Origin of the sequence: Parathalassolituus penaei, from assembly GCF_026626885.1 — a bacterium.
GTDB classification, from domain to species: Bacteria; Pseudomonadota; Gammaproteobacteria; order Pseudomonadales; family Oceanobacteraceae; genus Oceanobacter; species Oceanobacter penaei.
Genome location: NZ_JAPNOA010000058.1, coordinates 262,138 through 282,004, shown reverse-complemented (window position 1 = coordinate 282,004; position 19,867 = coordinate 262,138). Strand labels below are relative to the sequence as shown.

Annotated in this window: 13 protein-coding genes; 5 read left to right on the top strand and 8 right to left on the bottom strand. The window is 55.1% G+C overall.

From position 1 onward, the window contains the following. Positions 1–405: 405 nt before the first annotated feature. From OUO13_RS17970 to OUO13_RS17955, 4 genes are all read right to left on the bottom strand, one after another. Positions 406–1,215, bottom strand: coding sequence for a sugar phosphate isomerase/epimerase family protein (locus OUO13_RS17970; protein ID WP_283175285.1), 810 nt, complete (start codon positions 1,213–1,215; stop codon positions 406–408). Between the two features lie 14 nt (positions 1,216–1,229). Continuing rightward, the gene (locus tag OUO13_RS17965; protein WP_283175284.1) at positions 1,230–1,847 is read right to left on the bottom strand and encodes an NIPSNAP family protein; all 618 of its coding nucleotides are present in this window, start codon (positions 1,845–1,847) and stop codon (positions 1,230–1,232) included. Further along, a complete protein-coding gene (locus tag OUO13_RS17960) occupies positions 1,844–3,637 on the bottom strand; it encodes an FAD-dependent oxidoreductase (protein ID WP_283175283.1) in 1,794 nt (597 codons plus the stop codon). The genes OUO13_RS17965 and OUO13_RS17960 overlap by 4 nt, the downstream gene beginning before the upstream one ends. A 107-nt stretch (positions 3,638–3,744) precedes the next feature. After that, positions 3,745–4,611, bottom strand: coding sequence for an IclR family transcriptional regulator (locus OUO13_RS17955; RefSeq protein ID WP_283175282.1), 867 nt, complete (start codon positions 4,609–4,611; stop codon positions 3,745–3,747). 188 nt (positions 4,612–4,799) lie between these two features. Between OUO13_RS17955 and OUO13_RS17950 the strand changes: the two genes are divergently transcribed. From OUO13_RS17950 to OUO13_RS17930, 5 genes are all read left to right on the top strand, one after another. Next, positions 4,800–6,572, top strand: a complete 1,773-nt coding sequence (locus OUO13_RS17950; protein ID WP_283175281.1) for an FAD-dependent oxidoreductase — start codon at positions 4,800–4,802, stop codon at positions 6,570–6,572. 70 nt (positions 6,573–6,642) lie between these two features. Beyond that, on the top strand, positions 6,643–7,434 hold the full coding sequence (locus OUO13_RS17945) for a shikimate dehydrogenase family protein (protein WP_283175280.1): 792 nt from the start codon (positions 6,643–6,645) through the stop codon (positions 7,432–7,434). Positions 7,435–7,551: 117 nt separating this feature from the next. Next, complete coding sequence (locus tag OUO13_RS17940) at positions 7,552–8,550, top strand: tripartite tricarboxylate transporter substrate binding protein (protein ID WP_283175279.1); 999 nt, start codon at positions 7,552–7,554, stop codon at positions 8,548–8,550. A 141-nt stretch (positions 8,551–8,691) separates the two neighbouring features. Beyond that, positions 8,692–9,201 carry a tripartite tricarboxylate transporter TctB family protein gene (locus OUO13_RS17935; protein WP_283175278.1) on the top strand — a complete coding sequence of 170 codons (510 nt, stop codon included), beginning with the start codon at positions 8,692–8,694 and terminating at the stop codon, positions 9,199–9,201. Positions 9,202–9,231: 30 nt separating this feature from the next. Continuing rightward, the gene (locus OUO13_RS17930) at positions 9,232–10,752 is read left to right on the top strand and encodes a tripartite tricarboxylate transporter permease (RefSeq protein WP_283175277.1); all 1,521 of its coding nucleotides are present in this window, start codon (positions 9,232–9,234) and stop codon (positions 10,750–10,752) included. 90 nt (positions 10,753–10,842) lie between these two features. On the opposite strand, the gene OUO13_RS17925 is transcribed toward OUO13_RS17930, so the two are convergent. The 4 genes from OUO13_RS17925 to OUO13_RS17910 form a co-directional block, all read right to left on the bottom strand. Then, on the bottom strand, positions 10,843–11,262 hold the full coding sequence (locus OUO13_RS17925) for an ester cyclase (RefSeq protein ID WP_283175276.1): 420 nt from the start codon (positions 11,260–11,262) through the stop codon (positions 10,843–10,845). 172 nt (positions 11,263–11,434) lie between these two features. After that, positions 11,435–15,388 carry a flagellar filament capping protein FliD gene (gene fliD / locus OUO13_RS17920; RefSeq protein ID WP_283175275.1) on the bottom strand — a complete coding sequence of 1,318 codons (3,954 nt, stop codon included), beginning with the start codon at positions 15,386–15,388 and terminating at the stop codon, positions 11,435–11,437. A 103-nt stretch (positions 15,389–15,491) separates the two neighbouring features. Beyond that, on the bottom strand, positions 15,492–15,887 hold the full coding sequence (locus OUO13_RS17915) for a flagellar protein FlaG (protein ID WP_283175274.1): 396 nt from the start codon (positions 15,885–15,887) through the stop codon (positions 15,492–15,494). 60 nt (positions 15,888–15,947) lie between these two features. Beyond that, a complete protein-coding gene (locus OUO13_RS17910) occupies positions 15,948–19,583 on the bottom strand; it encodes a flagellin N-terminal helical domain-containing protein (RefSeq protein WP_283175273.1) in 3,636 nt (1,211 codons plus the stop codon). Positions 19,584–19,867 lie beyond the last annotated feature (284 nt).

Sequence of the window (19,867 nt, the reverse complement as noted above, 5' to 3'; positions counted from 1 at the left end):
TTTCGGAAAAACCGTTTTCCCGTTACTGAAAATCAGAATTAACAATTCCTGCCGGAATCCTGGCCATCACAGACTGAATCACAAACAGAACTGAGCCAGCCCAGTGCCAGCGATTGAAAAAAGGAGAGATCGGAAGACCCGCTCCGTCCATAGGGACCCTAGTACGGAGTCTCTCCTGAAGATGTGACAGGACGAGTGACCAGCTCTGGCACAGCTGGCCGGTGTTCACCACACAACGCCGAGGAGCACTGTCATTGTTGTGAGGAACACCGTAGCAACCCATCCAGCAACCCAAACCAAGGTTCCTGGACGAGCGATAGGTGACGGCCCTCCCTGGCCATCATTGCATTCCCCGGTGCCAGAACCGGGGTATCCGGCCCGACCGCAGGTCAGAACGGCAAACACTTATTGCACCTGACGAATCAGGGTTTTCATGGCCTCAATGGCGGCACGCGCCCGTTCCAGTGCCGGTGTGGTACTGGCACGTTGCAGGTGTGGAATTTCCAGGCTGATCACCGCATCCGGCGCAATCACACCCAGAATGCCCTTGAGATCCAGTTGTCCTTCCCCCGGATACAGGCGTTCTTCACGGGCGATACGAATCAGGCCTTCGTTGGACGGATCGTAATCCGCCAGCGCGTCGTTCATCTGTACGTAATGCAGCAGCGCCGGATTAACCTCGGCCAGTTGCGCCAGCGTGCTGTGCGAACGGTCGAAATGCAGGGTATCCACCAGCAAACCGGCATTGGCGCGGTTGGCGGCCTTGATCACCCGCATGGCATGGGTCAGATTGGGCACCTGGGTCCATGGCATGAATTCAAGATCACAGGTCAGCCCGTAACGAGCCGCCAGATCACAGAAGCGGCCATAGTTGAGGGTGAAACGTGCTTCATCCGGATCGTCACCGGCCACCAGAATGTGTTTGGCCCCCAGCATCTGCCCGCGAGCCAGAAATGGTTCGGTAGCAGCCAGATCGAAGTGTTCACCAATCCGGATGATCTCGATGTCAGCAACCGCAACACCGGTTTCTTTCATGGCAGCCAGGGTTTCGGCCAGCAAACCGTCATCAGTCATGATGCGGTATGGGCCATCCTTGGCCGCAGGCAGAAGTCGCAGCCCCACCAGGTCGTAACCACACTCGGCAGCAATACGCACTGCCTCTGGAGGTTCAACCTCGTAAACGGTCAGAAACGCGAGCGAAAAACGATAGGCCATGAGTCGTCACCGGCTTATTTCAGTGGAGAAAACGGCAGTGGCATGGCCAGTGTCGAGGTCATCTTGTCGGTCAGCCAGGCTGGGCCGCCTTTTGGTGGCCAGGCGCCATCAGCAACCGATTTGCCACGTACTTCAGCACGCTCGTTGGCGCTCTTGTATGGCCAGATCTGGGTGAAACGTGGGCCACCGTCGATGCTGTACATGGCAATGGTCAGCTTGGAATATTCGGTACGACGTGGCACCGCTTCACGCCATTTTTCGATGGTCGGTGCCAGACCGTTCAGTTTGGTGTGGTAGGTACGGATTTCGTACACCGGGCCAAATTCACCGGTTTCCACTTCTGGCAGGAAATCCAGCGCCTGATAGCTGTCCATTTCCAGACCCAGCAGCACGTCCATACAACCGAACGGGTTTTCCGACATACGCACACGGTTACGTTCGGTCAGCAGGTCTTCGTAGCTGTCGAAGCTGCGCAGCAAATACACGTTGTTCAGTTCACCGATATCGGAGTACCAGGCGCCCAGCAGGGTGCCTTTGGCTTCCGGTGCGGCCAGAAATGCCTGAATGCCGGGAGCAGCCTTGCCAGCACCAAACAGTTCGGTGTGCAGAGTAGCCAGTTCGTAGTACTTCATTGTGTGATCTCCTGAGTGTGAACCTGGGTAGCCGCCGCGGCGGCAAATGAGGTAGCTGGCACATCGGCCAGATGGTGACCAATGACATAACCAAAGGTCATGGCCGGGCCAAGGGTGATGCCACCACTTGGGTAATAACCGTTAAAGATGCTCGACATGTCATTGCCGGCGGCATACAGGCCAGTGATCGGGCGTTGCTGGTCATCCAGTGCACGCCCTAATTCATCGGTGCGAATTCCGGCAAAGGTGCCAAGGCTGCCCGCCACAATTTTTACTGCGTGGAATGGGCCCTTGCGCAGCGCCGCCAGCGACGGATTTGGGCCGTGATCAGGATTGCCCTGCACGCGGTTGTAGGCCGAGTCGCCACGACCAAAATCGGTGTCCTTGCCCTGATCGGCCTGAGCGTTAAAACGCCCGACGGTTTCTTTCAGATTGGCAGCGTCGATCCCGCACTGGGCGGCCAGCGCCTGCAGGCTGTCGCCAGACTTCAGATAACCAACGCGATGGTAATGGGTCAGCGGGAACGGGAATGGGCGAGACCAGCCAAGGCCCCAACGACGTTGGGCGCTGTGGTCAGCAATCAGCCAGCAATGCGGTTCCTGTCCGGCCGGAGTCGCTTCAAACAACGACTGCATAAAATCGTGATAGGACTCAGCCTCGTTGGTAAAACGACGGCCATTTGGCAGCACCGCAATAATGCCGGGCTTGGCCCGCTCAACCAGATGCGGGAAATGGATGTAATCACCACGGCCGTCCGGCACCAGCGATACCGGTGACCAGGCCCCCGGCTGGAACAGGTCGGTTGGCACCTGCGCTCCGGCCGTTTCGGCCATCCGCATACCGTCACCGGTGTTGGTTTTTGGCGCTGCCGAATAATGGAGGGTGCCTCGACCAGTACCAAACTGCTGGGCCTGACGGGCCTTGTCATGCGGGAAACCGCCAGTTGCCATCACCACCCCACGGCTGGCATGGAGCGTACGGGTAGCGCCATCCACACTGGCTTCCACACCGATCACCTGACCATTGGCGGCGGTTAACAGACGCAGCACATTGGCATCCGTCTTGATGGTGACACCCTTGTCGAGGGCACTTTTGAGCAGACCCGCGACCAGCGCGTTGCCGTTCACCAGCTGCATACCACGACCATAACGGGCGAGGTCCAGCAGGTGTTTGCCGATCCGTTTGCCTGCATAAATAAAGGAAGACAACGAACGGGTGGCGTTGAAGAAATGTTTGATGTCCTGACCGGAGGCAATGCCCATTCCGAACAGCGAAATCACACTCAGAGGTGGACGCAGCTTGTGAATCCAGGGACCGAGCTGGCGACCATCAAAGGGAGCAGAACAGAGCGAGCGGCCACCGTCACGGGCACCGTCAATGGCATGGAAGTCAGGCACCTTGTTGCCGTCGATAAACCGCACAGCGGTGTGCTGACGGAAGAAATCGACCATTTCCGGGCCTTTTTCCAGAAACAGGTTGATACGCGGATCATCCAACGGCTTGCCGAACAGCGAAGCCAGATACCGTTTGGGCTGGTCGATGTCTTCGGTGATACCGGCCGCCACCGCCAGCGGATTACGCGGCACCCACATCCAGCCACCCGACCAGGCACTGGTTCCCCCCAGTACCGGCGCTTTTTCCAGTACCAGTACCCGCAAGCCCAGATGGGCAGAGGTGACTGCGGTAGCAAGGCCACCGGCACCCGAGCCGACCACAATCAGGTCGTAGGTATCATCACACCAGCCCTGGCTGGTGCTGTCGTGAGGGAGTCGCGGTTGAATGGATGTCATGCAAGCTTCCTGGCCGGCTTCAGCGACCGACACTCTGTTGTTGTTAATGGTTCGCGCGGTGCGATTCAGGCAACAGAGGTCGGGGCCGACTGACCGGAAGCCGTTGCTCAGACGGCGGTTCTGGTCAGCGAACGGGTTCCCTCACCCTGTCGCGAAAAAAACAGTGATGCCCGGCTGGCTTCACTCAACTCGCGCGCCGCGTCGTTGAGGGCATCACGAAAACCGTCCATAACGGTTTCGGTCATTCGTACCGATGGCCCGGCGATACTCACCGTACCAATCGGCTCACCAGTGTCCGGATGGCGAACCACCTGGGCCATGGCCGCCATACCCGCCAGATAACTGTTGGCATTGCGGCTGTATCCGCGTTCGCGTACGGCCTTTAACACCTCCAGCAGTTCAGCAATGGTGCGTGGTGACTGCTCGCCCGGCTCTCCTGGACGAATCAGCCCTTGCTTCATCACGGCTTCAATGGCGGCTTCATCACTCATGGCAGCCAGCCAGGCCTGACCACCGGCCGACGACGCCAGGTGAATCACCTGCCCCTGCTCGGAACCGGGGTCGTAACGCAAACCGGAGGTTGCCCCCTGAGCTACGCCCACCCACACCAGCTGTCCGGCATCCATCAACGACATCCGCACCAGCTCATGGCTGCGCTGGGCAAGGTTGTCGAGAATCGGCTGGCTGACATCAACGATGCCGCTCTGCCCCAGGTACGAAAGCCCCAGTGACGCCAGTTTGATGGTGAGTTTGTAGTCACCCATGTCGCGGGTCTGGCGCACGTAACCGATGCTTTCCAGCTCTTTCATCAGTCGATGCACCCCGCTTACCGGCATGTTGAGCGCGGTGGCGATTTCACTCACCGGCACTCCCAGCGGCCGCTGGATCATGTACTCCAGTACGGACAGGGCTTTCTGCAAGGCACTGCTCATGTTCGTTTCTCTCCCGTAGTCGCTCCGGTTGGCCGGAGTCACTTGTCGTTGCGATGAGTTCTGTATCTGCACGTCAGTGTACGAGAGGCATATTCAACATACCAAACCTTTCCAGCTTTTGAAACATTTTTAAAAGTTGAAATTGTTTAACAAAAATGGAATGATGCCCTCAACAACAACAAAACAGCCCCGTTGACACCGATGAAGATCAGCCGGGTTACAGGTGAAACATGACTACTTCCGCTCATGAATTTTTCGGACGCCTGACATCCGGCGCTGAATACGATGTGGCAGTACTGGGGGCTGGTGCCGCTGGTATGGCTGCGGCATTACATGCCGCGCTGGATGGTGCGCGTGTGCTGCTGGTGGAAAAAACCGAATACGTGGGTGGCACCAGTGCCCTGTCCGGTGGTACCACCTGGGTGCCGCTGACCCGTTATGAAAAAGACGCCAGCATTCACGCCACCCAGCCCGACAGTTATGAAAAGGTGTCCGGTTTTCTGGATCGCGCCGTCGGTGAACATGCTCCGGCTTATATGCGTGAAGCCTTTCTGAAAGCTGGCCCGGAAGCGATTCACAAGCTGGTGGATAACACCGAAGTACAGTTCCGTGTGTGTGCATTCCACCCGGACTATATGGCTGACCTCGAAGGCGCGGTGACCTGTGGTCGTGCGCTGGAGCCGCTGCCTTACATCACCCGCCATCTGGGCGATAACCTCAAGTTGCTGCGTCCACCAATCGAGGAGTTCACCGTCCTCGGCGGCATGATGATCAACCGCGAAGACATCGGGCACCTGCTGAAACGCTTCCAGACGTTTGAATCCGCGCTTTATACCGTGCGTCTGGGTATGCGTTATGTATGGGACCGAATCCGTTACGGCCAGACTGCCCGCAGTGTGATGGGCCACGCCCTGATCGCCCGTATGCTGGCATCTGCCTTGAAACTGGGAATCAACATCACCGTCAACACCGAAGCCACCGCCATTGTGCCGATGGGCAAAGGGGTTAACCGCCTGACACTGAGCCAGAACGGCCAGAGCAAGGACGTAGTCGTTAAAGGTGGTGTGATTCTGGCGGGGGGCGGTTTTGGCCGCGATCCGCAAAAGCGTGCCGCGTTTTATCCAAAGGGTATGCCTCCCTACAGCCCAACGGGCCCTGGTTGCACCGGCAGCGCCCATCGCCTGGCCGAAGCACTGGGTGCGTTTTATGGCAGCGCCGAAGACCAGCCGGCCTTCTGGGCCCCCTGCTCGACTCGCAAACGGGCCGATGGCACCACGGCAGTATTCCCGCACTTTGTGTTTGACCGTGCCAAGCCCGGCATCATGAGTGTGGATCAGGACGGCAACCGCTTTGTAAACGAAAGCCAGTCCTACCATGAATACGGCAAGGCCCAGCTCAACAGCGGCGGCAAGGCCAATCCGGCCTGGATCATTGCCGATGCCAAGGCCATCGCCAAATTTGGTCTGGGAATGGTGCGCCTCGGTGGCGACCCACTCGGCCCGTATCTGAAAGACGGATATCTGCTGGAAGGCAAAACCCTCGATGAACTGGCCCGCAAACTGGGGGTCAACGCCGATAACCTCAAGGCTGCGGTCGCCCAGATGAATGCCGCCGCCCATTCCGGTGTTGATGAGAAATTCCACCGTGGCAGCAACTTCTATCAGCGCGCCAACGGTGATCCGCAGCATACCGGTCCTAACCCGAACCTCGGCGAACTGGCCACCGCGCCGTTTTATGCCGTGCGTTTGTACCCGGCCGATATTGGTACGTCCAAAGGCCTGATGGCCGATGAAAACGCCCAGCTGATCCGCGCCGACCAGCAACCGATTGAGGGTCTGTACGCCTGTGGCAACGACCTCAACTCGATTATGGGCGGCAAGTATCCGGGCCCCGGTATCACCATCGGCCCTGGCATCGTGTTTGGTTATCTGGCGGCGCGTCATGCCTGTCAGCGTGCACGTGGCGAACTGGCTGCACCCGCCCCTCGGGTTGCCAATCTTTAATAACAAGACACGTCGGGGCTAACCCCGACAACCGCAATCCGTTTTTCAGAGCGACAAGGAACCACACAACATGACAACAATTATTACTGGTGAAACCCGTCTGTTCCCGATTCTCGGTGACCCGATTGCACAGGTGCGTTCACCCCGTTATCTGACTGAAATTCTGGCGCGTCGTGGCATCAATGCGATTGTTCCGCCTATGCATGTGGCACCACAGGATCTGGCTGCAACTGTCCAGACCTTGCGTGCAATCAAGAACGTGGGGGGACTGGTGATTACGATTCCCCACAAGATTCCAACACTGGCCCTGTGTGACGAAGTCAGTGAGCGGGCCCGCTTTGTGGGTTCAGTCAACATTGTTCGCAAGGAAGCCGATGGCCGTCTGATAGGTGATAACGTTGATGGTATCGGTTACCTCGACGGCATCCGCAAACAGGGCTTTGAGGTGGACGGCAAACGCGCCCTGTTGATTGGGGCCGGTGGTGCCGGTTCAGCCGTGGCGTATGAAATTCTCGAACGCGGTGCCACTTATCTGGGAATTTACGATATTGACCCTGAACGTCTGAGCGCACTGGTGACCCGTCTTGACCAGAAATTTCCGGGCCGTGTTGGTGTACAACGTAACTGTCCGGATGGTTATGACCTCATCGCCAACGTCACGCCCGTGGGTATGAAAGCCGGTGATCCGTACCCGGTGGATGTCGAAAAATTCCATGCAGGTCAATTTGTTGCAGATGCCATCACCAAACCGGAAGTATCCCCTATGGTGGAAGTAGCCCGTTCCGTAGGCTGTAATACTATGACGGGCGAAGGCATGTTCAACGCAGAAGCCGAGATACTGGTCGATTTTATGTGCCAATAACGGATATATCCGACTCAAAATGGAATTTGACCACAAGGGCTATCCAGACAAGGATAGCTCGGCCATGCCAAGGCCCGGCATTGTGAATGGGCCAAACAATAATAACCGGAGATAATCATGAAAAAGCGTCTTCTCAGCACTATCGCTGCACTGGCATTTGCCGCCGCTCCTGCGTTCGCTGCCGAATATCCAAGCAAGGACATCCAGGGCATCATCCAGTGGGGTGCGGGTGGTTCTACTGACGCCGTTATGCGCGCAGTGTCCCCACATGCAGAAAAAGTGCTGGGCACCGATATCGTTCTGACCAACAAGACCGGTGGTGTTGGTGCCATCGCCATGAAATACGTCAATGCCAAAAAAGGCGACGGTTACACCCTGCTGATGGGTGCTGAGAACCCACAGATGTACAAGGTTCTCGATCTGGCTAACATCGACTACAACGACATGATCCCGGTTTCCATCCTGGCTCGTGGTACTCCGATTTTTGTAGCCCGTAACGACGCTCCGTACAACAACATGCAGGAGATGATCGATTACGCCAAAGCCAACCCAGGCAAGGTGAAAGTCGGATCTACCGGCCCAGGTGGTCTGACCTCTATCGTGATGGCAATGGTGGACTCCCAGGTAAAACTGGATGTGACCTCTATTCCTTATGATGGTGACGGCCCAGCCCTGACTGCTCTGCAAGGTGGTGCAATCGACGTGATGCCATCCGTACTGGGTGCTTCTATCGAACACGTTAAAGCCGGTCGTATGAAAGTGATCGGTCTGATGGACGAAACCCCGCACCCGCTGCTGCCAGGTATCGACCCAATCACCAAAACCCTGCCGGGTCTGGAAAAACTGCTGCCTTGGGGCCCATTCTTCGGCGTGTTCGTAAAAGCGGATACCCCTGCTGACGTGGTTACCAAGCTGAGCACTGCGTTTAATGAATCTGCCCAACAGCCTGACTTCAAGGCTCTGATGGATTCCCGTGGCTTTACCCTGATGGGTATTTCTGGCAAAGAAGCTCAGGACTTCCTGACTGCCTACCGTTCCGTATCCTCCTGGATCGTGTACGACGCCGGTTTCGCCAAGAAATCTCCTGAAGAATTCGGCATCAAACGTCCGGAATAATTCGGGAACCGCCCATTCTGAGCAGAAGGGCGTAACGTGAAAGCCCTGCCTCTGGCAGGGCTTTCCATTTGTAGCACCGGTAACATGTAACACCCGTAAGACCCTACCCACAGACCATAACCAACAATAAAGGGAATCTGCATGTCTGAAGTCGTCCCTAAACAACCCGGAGAAACACTGTTCGGGTTTCTGATGCTGGCCCTGAGCCTATTCCTGTTCTGGCAGTCGTATGAAATTGCCGGTTTTTCTGCACTCAGTTCTCCAGGTGCATTTCCGATGGCAGTATCTGCCATCATGGTAATCAGCTCCTGTGTGGCCATTGTCCACGATTTCAAACGTCCTGCAGACTCCTTCGAATGGCAGCACTTTTTTGAGCGCATCCTGCCGCCTGTTGTCGGTGTGATGATTGGCATCATCTTTGTGTTTGCAGTGATGCTGGAAACCGTTGGTTTCCTGCTGACGGCGTTCGCCTTTCTGGTCGTCACCATCAAGATGCTGCACAAGGGCACCATGGCCTACACCACGCTGATTTCAGCACTGGGCCTGGTGGTGATTTACCTGGTGTTCCGCGTGATTTTCGTGGTGGTACTGCCGGAAGGCCTTATCCCGGAAAGTGACATCATGTCTGCTATCAAAGAAATGATCGGCTGAAGCCGCCAATAACAACAAGGGTAAACTCCAATGGATGCTCTCAGCTATTTTGCAATGTCCTGGCTGGATCCCAGCCTGCTGATTCTGACCGCTCTGGGTACCTTTCTGGGTATTTATGTGGGCGCGATTCCGGGCCTGTCGGTCACGATGGCGGTATCGATCCTGATTTCCTTCACCTTCTCATGGGACGTTAACGACGCTCTGTGCCTGATGGTGGGTATTTATATGGGTGGTGTGTACGGTGGTTCCCGTACGGCGATCCTGTTGAACATTCCTGGTGCACCATCGGCCATTGCCACGGCACTCGACGGTTATCCGCTGGCACAACGCGGTGAAGCCGGTGAAGCCATTGGCCTGTCGACCATCATGTCGGTGATTGGTGGTTTTATCGGCATTATCGTTCTGGCGGTTGCTGCTCCGAACGTCAGTGAATTTGCCCTGTCATTCCAGCCTCGTGACTACATGATGCTGGCGGTACTGGGCATCATGCTGGTCGGTTCGCTGGCCGGTGACAGCCTGGCCAAGGGTATTTTTGCCGGTGCCATGGGTATGCTGATTGGTACGGTAGGCCTCGATCCTCTGACCGCTGAAGAACGTTTCACCTTCGGTGTCACCGAACTGTGGAACGGTATCAACCCGGTTGCCGTGATGATTGGTATGTTCGGTATTTCCGAAGCCCTGAACCAGCTGCACCACCTCGACAAGATGGCGGTGAAACAGAAAATCGACCGTATTATTCCGCACTGGTCCAACATCAAGAAATACTTCGGTCTGTCTGTACAGTCTTCTACCCTTGGCGTCGTGATTGGTGCCCTGCCAGGTACCGGTGGCGACATCGCCGCCCTGATGGCCTACGACCACGCCAAACGTATTACCAAGAATCCGGAAGTACCGTTCGGTAAAGGTGCCAAGGAAGGTCTGGTTGCCCCTGAGTCTGCCAACAACGCTGCTGTGGGTGGTGCCTATATTCCAATGCTGACCCTGGGTATTCCGGGTGACGCCGTAACTGCGGTATTTATTGGCGCACTGTTTATTCACGGTCTGAATCCTGGCCCGCTGCTGCTGACTGAAAAGCCGGAAATGTTCTGGTTCACCGTCGGTAACCTGACCCTCGCCAACATCTTTGTACTGATTTTTGGTCTGACCGGTATCCGTCTGTTTGCCAAGATCGTGGAATGTCCAAAAGGCATTCTGATTCCACTGATCTTCCTGCTGTCGATTGTTGGCGCCTACTCCATCAACAACTCGGTGGCTGATATCTGGTGGATGCTGGGCTTTGGTGTGCTGGGTTATTTCATGAAGATGTATGGCTACCAGCTGGGCCCGGTGATTCTGGGTGTAATCCTGAGCCGTCTGATGGACGAGAACTGGCGTCGTGCCATTATCTCCGAGCGTGAAGACCTGGGTTCATTCTTCCTGAATCTGGCCTCCAGCCCGCTGTCAGCCTTCCTGCTGACCTCCATTGTGCTGATTTTCCTGTCCCAGACTCCGGTCTGGGCTCGCTGGATTCGCCCATTGTGGGCTGGTAAGGAAGACAAGGCTCAAGCCTGATTCTGGCATCCCCGCCATGGGCGTTAACAAGCCCCAAAAACAAAACACCCCGCATAAGCGAGGTGTTTTGTTTCAGGAATCCGGATTCTTTCAGGCGGCTGCGGCAGCGGCGGCCACCTGCATTTGCAAATGCGCCATATCGACCATCAGGTTAAGGTGACGAACCTTGCCACGCTGGAGTTGCCAGGTAACGGCGCAGGTAATCCCCACCACCTTGTTGGTGGGTTTCAGACCAAACAGCGGCTGCACAAAGGAGCCACAAAAGGTCATGATGCTGATGGCACGGTCACCATCGGACATGATGTCTTCAATCGTGAGCGTAAAATCACCGATCGCGGAGCGAATAACTTCAACTTCTGCGAAGAACTCGTCGACACCACAGGTGTCCAGCGACTGGCAGGCATGGTAGAGAAAATCGCGGCTGACCATCTGACGCGCAAGGTTGTAACGCCCACGTCCCCAGGCATTGTGAATGAACTGCTCAACCACTTTTTTGTTATCGTAATCCATAGCCGTTCCGCACTGCCTTGTCTAAAGATCTGACGAATAATGAGAAAAACGTCAGAAATTCTATCCGGCAGCCTGTCCAACGACCACACAAAAACCTACAAACCGTGATCTGGATACAATATTTCAGGTGTCTGGACTAAAAAGTTCTGTAAAACAAACCAACAGCCAGACATCAGTTGTTACTATTGCTGGCATTCAATGCATCAAATTGCGCCTTGATATAATCCAGCGTGCTGTTTAACGACTGCACCAGCAGGTCGTTATAAGCGAACTGGGATTTCAGACGTGCTTCCTGGGCACTGATTCGCGCATCAACCCGGGTTTGCTCGGTTTCAACACTGGTCTTCTCCTTATCCAGAGATGCCAATTTGGTATTAATCACACTATTCTGACCAGAAAGAATACCGTCGAGAATATCGGATAACTGATCGGCAAAGCCGGATATATAAGAAATGGTGCCGCGTGAGCCAACATCTCCACCAGTGATTTTAAGACGCAAACCGGAGGCATCATCCACCTGACCAACGGCATCGCTACCGCGTTCCCCTTCTGCAATCCCCTTAACAAAACCGAAGATTGATGAGGCCTCGGTGCTGATGTCTGTGATCTCAACGGATGAGTCTGCACCGGTGCTGGCCGAGATAATACCCAGCTTGTTGTAGGCGAACGAGGTAGCATCAGTGGTGAACTCCACCTTGACGCTAATGCCCTCGGACTTGAATGCCGAATTGCCATTAATCGCTGTTTGCAGGGCGCTGGCCAATGCCGTTCCGGAAATATAGGTCGCTGGCTGTGTCAGTTCGATTTCTGCCTCAACCCCATCAATTTTGATACTGAAGCGGTTATTGGTGTCATCCAGAACCACCGGAGACGAGAAATCGGCCGTGGTATTGGCAATATAATAACCGTTCGTCGCCGCAACGTTACCGTCTACCGCTTTCAGGAATTGTCCAGTACCTTGGGCTTCAACACCGTTAATAGTGCCTTTTACATCCTGCCCCGTCGGAATCTCAGCACTATACAGGCTGACATCCTGCAAACCGAAAAACGAAATCGCGGTGCTATCCAGATCAGTAAATCCTATTGTGCGAGCCTGGCCACCAATATTGATATTAAATGAGCCAAGATTCTTGTCGGCGTCATATATATAATCAACCGTTACATCCAGATCGGTACCAAATACACGTTTTTCGGTATCCAGACCAAAACCGTCATATCCGTTGGTGCTGGTGTCAGCGGCCATACCCAGCAATGTGCTGGCACCACCGCCCAGATTGGAAATCGCAATCGAAGCACCAGAACCATAGGTAGAGGCGGTACGAACGCCGTTTTTGCTGACAGTTTCGAAGTAGAGATTTCCACTGTCATCCACTTTGGCCAACACATCACCGGCTTCAAACTCACCACTGTTCACCAACGCGTCGTCCAGCGCTTCCTGAATGGCAGCCAGGTTGGAATCACGATTGTTGCCGCCCTCGGTCGCATTGCCGTTCACCGCAACGGCCATATCAATACCACCAACCGTGAGTGTGAAGGTAGCGGGATCAGCACTGAAATCAATACCGGTATCGAGATTGGCAAAACTGCTGCTGCGCGCCCCACGCCCATCACTGACCACTTTCAGGGATTGTTCACGGCCATCGGCAACCGTACTCAGCTGCAAACCGGTGCCATCGAGGCTGGCGGTCACCACACCGGCACCAAAAGTGCTGTCCAGTGCGGTCTGGATATCCGCCAGGTTGTCACCGGTGGAATTGTTGATCAGCACATCCTGCTCAACACCCGATACATTCAGACGGAAACCGGAGGCCGCGCTGGAAAAATCGATGGTAGTGCTGATATCACGGCTGCCGGTTTCAGACACGGCACCACTGATCAGGCTGGACAGATTGGCATCCGCATTCACACTGGACTGAATCGCAGCCTGCAGCGCGCTCGCCAGATCGGCTCCGGAATGGTAGGTACCGGCCGGTACTGACACCAGGCTATCACCTGCAATGTCATCCACCTGTACCCGAAAACTGACAGGATCACTGAGCGACATACCAGCGTCCTTGCCATTGGCTTGCAAACCATCGCTGGCGTTCAACCCCAACAGCAGATCGGATGCACTGCTGCCCACTGCCGTAATATTGATTGAAGAACTGCTACCGGTTGCTATGGTAGTGAAACGCAGGTAGCCGTTGTCATCAAAGGATGCCGTCACCTGCCCATTCAGCGAACTGCCATCAATCGCGGTCTGGATCGCCTGCAAGGTATCCTTGCGATCGCCATAAACGCCATCCGCATTCAAGTCCTTGCCAGACGCATTCTGGTTAACGGTAATGGCCACCGCCGCACCACCATTCACCGCCAACGAGAAGGTTGCGTTGGCCGTCGAGAAATTGATGCCTGTGGCTTCATCGACCGGGCGATCCCCAGCCAGAGTGCGAGAACCACGCCCATTAAAGGCATCCGAGTTCAAGGTGGTCAGCGCCACACCATCGTAGGTTCCGGCGCCCAGTTTGTTAAAACCAAGGGTGTTGGCGGTGTTGGTGTCCAGGCTGGTGAAATACACCATGGACTCCGAACCGTATTTGTTGGAAGTAATATTGAACGAGTGAGCATCGGAGTCGTAATCCACCGATACCGAATAGCCGTTTCTGGACAGTGTGGTATTGGAGTTGATCTGCAGGGCAATTTCGCGCGCCAACTCATCGCCGCTGCTGTAACTGCCACGGGTCAGACTGACCGCCGCGTTTTTGCCATTAACATTGATGGTGAAGTTGTCGTTACTTTCGTCGATTTCAACCGGCGAGTTGAAGTCCAGACTGCCCACCGAGCCGCCGTCATAACGCGCCTGGGTAGCCAGCTGGGTAATCACCAGATCATAGGTGCCCGGCTTGGTGTTGATCGAGTCGTTTACATAGGTTACCTGACTGTCGGTGGCCGAACCGGATTTGGCCAAAATACTGGCCACCGCGTTGCGATCTGCGGTCAGCGCCGCTGCAAATTTGGTGGTATCGAATGTCAGCAGGTAATCGTTGTACTGATCGGTGCTGACGCCAAGTTCGGTTAACGAGCTGTACTTGCTGCCGGTCAGACCGGTAATCGGCGTACTGAGCATGGAGCGGATCTGATACTGGATTGAGCGTACGGTTGAATCCCCCAACAACAACCCCGCCTGCTCGTTGGCGCTGTCGTATTTGCTGAGGTCATCCGTGAAGCTTTTGAAGTCGTTATAGGCGGTGACAAAATCCTGAATATTGGTCTGCAGCTGTTCGGTATCCGGCGCAACCGTAATAGTCACACTGGTGCCGACATCCGCATTTTTGAGATTCAGGGTAACGCCCTTGATCACCTCATCCACGGCATTACTGGCACGGCTGATATTCAGGCCGTTCACCCGCAACAAGGCATCCTGACCAGCACTGGTTTGCTCCATGTCGGTATAACTGTTCTGGGCCGGGTTAAACGCCAGCGCCGCCAGACCATCAGTCAGCAGGTTGCCGCTGCTGTCCAGTGCCTGAATGCGCATCGCCGATTCCTTGCCGGTATCATCCGAAGTCATCAACAGACGATAACCGTTACCGTCGTTGATAATGGAAGCGGTTACGCCCATATCAGCCTTGTTGATGGCATCGCGAATACCGCTGAGGGTACGGTTGGAACTGTCGATGGTTATGGTTGCGCCGGTGCGGCTGGTATTCAGGGTCTGACCTGTGAGGTTGCCAGCGGTGTCATAACTGTTTTCACCGAAGGTGAACACCAGTTTACCGGTGCCAATAATTTCGTCGAAGCTCGAATAGCTGCTGGTCGCCAGACTATGTGCCTTGGCAGTATTCAATACCTCGACAGAATAGGTGCCAGGATCAGCCAGAGTCGATGTGGTAGCGGTGAGGATACTTTCATCCGACGATGTGGCCACGGTTGCGTTGGCCAGCGATGGGCTTGCCAGTTTGCTGACTGCGCTGCTGATTTTCGACAGCTGCGACTGGATCTCGCCGTAGGCGGTAATCCTGGCTTCCACCAGCGTCATCTTGTTGGTCAGACGGAGATCAGTGGCTTCCCGTTCGGCTGAAATAATCTTGTCGACCAGATCAGTAGTAAGCACCCCCGATCCGATCCCCAATGATTCAATCGCCATAATGACCTCCCCGGGACGCCGCCCTGATTCCATAAAAAAACCCGCTAAGACCTTATCGGCCAGAGCGGGTTTTTCTTGAACGTAACCGGATTGGTGCTACGCGTCAGACCTGGGCGCTGAATAATAAGGATGGTTCTTCATCATTCAATTTCTGAGCCAATTCCAGTGCCAGCTCACTGGGGATCTGGCGAATCAGCTCATCGGACGCCTTGTCGAACACTTTCACGATAATCTGGCCACTGTCTTCATCCAGCTGAAAGTTCAGAGTCCGTTCTGACTGCTGTACATATTCATTAATACGCGACACCGCTTCCTGTACCTTCTCGATATCTGGCACCGCCTGGCTGCCACTTTCATGACTATTTGCCGCTGGCGGCAACTGATTTCCGCTACTTGCCGCTGAACTGCTGCGACTGGCCTGGTCACGATGGATACTGGTAACCCGGCTGGAGGATGCCAGGCTGATGCGATCAGCACCGCTAACATTCATTTCACTCATGGTTCACCTCACTGCAAGATCATAGCTGCGGGAGCCGGGGTAGCTCCCGCGTCACCGCGATTAACGCAGCAGGGACAGTACGTTCTGACCAGACGCATTGGCCTGCGCCAGAATCGACATACCAGCCTGTTGCAGTACCTGGGTACGAGACATCTCGGCAGTTTCTGCAGCAAAGTCGGCGTCCTGGATACGTGAGTTTGCAGCGTTCAGGTTTTCAGAAGTCACCTGCAGGTTGCTTACAGTGGATTCCATACGGTTCTGGATCGCACCGAGGTCCGCCCGTTGTGACGCTACCTGTTCGATGGCGTTGTCGACGGCCTTGATAGCAGCCTGGGCACCATCGTAGGTAGAAATGTCGATTTCACTCAGGAACTGACCATCTTCACCACCACCGTAGGTACCGGTTGCCAGACCCAGAGCATCCAGCTCGGAGTTACCGTTGGCACCACCTTCCAGGGTGTACTGTTTGGCAGAACTCAGGGTAATGGTGCCATAGGTGGTTTCGTAGGCAGCGCCTTCAGCAGTAATACCACCACCCGCAGAGCCCTTGCCAAACGTTGCCTCACCGATACCATCCTGTGCCGCATCCAGCCCCATCAGAGCACCAATCGACGCATTGGCACCTGATTTGTCATCAATCGCCACCGACAGGTTACGGCCATCGGCCGCAGTCAGGGTCAGGGATACACCGTTGTCGGTCGCCATCACACCGGTTTTACCAGAGGACTGGTTAATCAGGTTCAGAGCGTCAGAACGAGCGCGGTCAGTATCCAGCTCACCAGAGCTGTTTTTCTGCAGGGTTACGGTACCGACTTCCACACCGTTGATGTAGATACCGGCCTGGTCGCCTTCTTCAAACTCAGCGAGTGTAGTGGCGTTCACATTGGAGCCATCGCCCCCCACAACAGTGGTCGCATTCACAGAAGCCGTTACACCGGTTTCATCCGCCACTTCGTTGATTGCAGCGGCTACGGCAATCGCTGACAGACTCTTTTCAGAGGACAGGATACGAGAACCGTCTGAAGACACAGTCGCAGAGGCGGTATCCGCACCTTCGTCAGCGGCACCGATGGTTACACCGTTGATCAGCAGGTCACCGTCTTGCAGACCGTTCACACCGGTATATTCCGCGGTGTTGCTGTTACCGCTGAAAATCTCACCGCCGGTTTCCGGGTCAGACATGGTAACGGTCACGTCTTTGCCAGAGTCGGAGATAAATTTCAGTTCACCAGACAACGCCTGTGCCTGTTCACCCACGAAGCCTGCCGGGGAACTCAGGGACACACCACGACCTTCGGAGTTATCAGACTCCATAGTCAGCTGGGCGCCACTGAAGTTACGGACGGTCAGGGTCAGTTCAGTACCGTCATCATTCAGCACAGCGGCCACATCGAAGTCACCACTGGAGAAGTCAGTGTTGTTGATGTTGTCAGCCAGAGACGCCAAGGTAATGTTGCCATCCTTGTCAGGGCTGATGGAGATATCAACACCGCCAATGTTCAAGGTGTCACCAGACTTGAGGTTGGTGTCGTCAATGGCCAGAGTTACTTCTTCCCACGCGCTAACACCATCAACGGCGTCAATAGCGGCAGCCGCTTCAGCAACGGTGGAACCCGCCGCCAGTGGTGAGCCAGGAACAGTGACAGAACTGTCACCAATTCGCATACTGATATCCACTTCAGTCGAGGTAGTCAGAGCACTGGAAGACACACTGGTAGTGGTAGTGGTTTCACCCGCAGCAGCAGCACCAATTTCATCATTCTCGGAGATCATGGTGACGGATACTTTCTCACCGTTCACCGAGCGGTAGGCCAGTTCACCACCCAGATTAAAGTCGGTGGTATCGGCAATATCCACGCTGTCGGCGGTTCCAGCACCGTCCATATCCGTCCCAACAATCGTAGTAGCAGCATCAGTAGAGGCAGTCACTGCTGTATTACTGAAGTTCTGGATACGAATGGTCAGAGTGGAACGGTCTTCGCTGATTTCAGCGGTTACCTTGTCACCAGCGGCCAGATCACCGGTGGTGAAGTCAGCGGCGTTGATAGCATCGGCCAGCTGGGCAATCTGGTCTTCCTCACTGTAAGCGCCACCAGTGGTGTCTTGCAGTACGAAGTCGACACCGGCCAGGGTAAAGGTACCACCGCCCGCTGCGGTTTCGATGCTGGACGCCAATACGTTGAATTCGATTTCTTCAAAGAATTCAACGTCAGCATCCACACCGGCAGTCGTCGCATCAGTATTCAGTTGGTCAGCAATCGCAGCAACGGTTTCACCAGCACCGGCCGTGATGGCGGTGGAGAATTCGGTTCCGCCGACGTTAACAGCGAAAGTCAGGTCACCAGTCGTATCAATATCCGTTGCGGTAGTAGACGCCAGGTTGGTGATGGTACCAGCAGCCGAAGAGATCTTGGTTGAGCCATTGTCGGCCCGATCGATTGCGTTACTCAGAGAACCACCACCAATGCTAGACGCGGAGCTCTTGTCAGCCACTACATTGGATACCGAAGTAGCAGTAGCACGATCGTAAGTACCAGAAGACAGACCAGCGTTGGCAAGATTACCGCGGCCAGTGCCGTTACCACCGGTAATTTCGATCTTCTTGACGTCACCGTCGGCAACCAGAGTGTAACCACCTTCGTAAGTGTTGCTGTAGGTAGTACCAACTGTATTGGTGGCTCCACCGGCCAGACCAGTCGCGTTGGCAAAGTTGTCCGCGGTGATATCACCGGTCAGGTTGGCGGTATCAAAGGTCAGCTCAATGTTACGACCGTCTTCAGCCACCAGGTTAATACCGGTTGCAAAAGATTCGGTATCCACCGCTTTGACACCAGTCTGCTGGGCTACCGAGTTGATTGCCTGGGAAATCGCCGCACGAGTCTGGGCAGTATCCGTGGTAGTAGAGAAGGATACTTCCACACCGTTGATCTTGAAGGTACCGGAACCGGAAACACCGGTCATTTCGCTACCACCGGCGACGTTTTCATTCACAAAGGCTTTAACACCGGTTTCATCGCTGTAACGGTTAATGGCCGCTACCTTGGAGATCGCCGATGCAGAATTGTTGGAAGTAGAGGCACTGTCGTCTTCGGCCTTGGAAGCTGCAATGGCCACGCCATTGATGATCAGGTCGCCATTTTCCAGAGCATTGTCAGTGCCACGAGCACTCAGGCCGGACTGGGAAGAAGAACCCAATTTGTCAGCAGTCAGTTTGGCGATAGAAACATCCAGAGTCTGACCAGCATTGGCACCCACCTGGAAAGTGGCAGAGAAAGAACCATCCAGCAGTTTACGACCGTTAAAGTCGGTTTCTTCGGAGGTACGGCTGATTTCTGCTACCAGTTGGCTTACTTCCGCCTGTAAAGCTTCACGGTCAACGTCAGAGTTGGTGGCGTTGGCAGACTGTACAGACAGTTCACGGATACGTTGCAGGTTTTCGTTGATGGAGCCAAGTGCACCTTCAGCAGTCTGGGCAAGGGCGATACCGTCACCGGCGTTACGCACCGCTACCCCGAGCCCCTTGATCTGGGAGGTGAAACGGGTGGAAATCGCAAGACCGGCGGCGTCGTCTTTTGCACTGTTGATACGCAGACCAGAAGACAGACGTTCCATGGCGCGCTGGTTGGCAGACTGGGATTTGTCCAGGTTGCGCTGAGCGTTCAGGGAAGCGATGTTCGTATTAATAATTTGGGGCATGGTTGTTTCTCCTGTTCCAGAGTCTGGAGCTACCACATCGCTGATGGGTGTTTGGCACGCTCCGCCTAACTGTGTCATAAGAGTTAGCGGCACTCTGGGCAGGATCTTTAGAAAATATTTTTGGCGCCGTTTTTCAGGCATCGGACTTGCCAGCCCGATCAGCCAGTCAGGCACACGTCAGGCAGTGTCAGCCTCGGCAGAATTTGGTCAGGGCCGGCAAAGTTGGGGCAATCATCATTCCCGTTGATGAGTCATAGAGAAACAATAGAAGCCTGTTGGCGAGG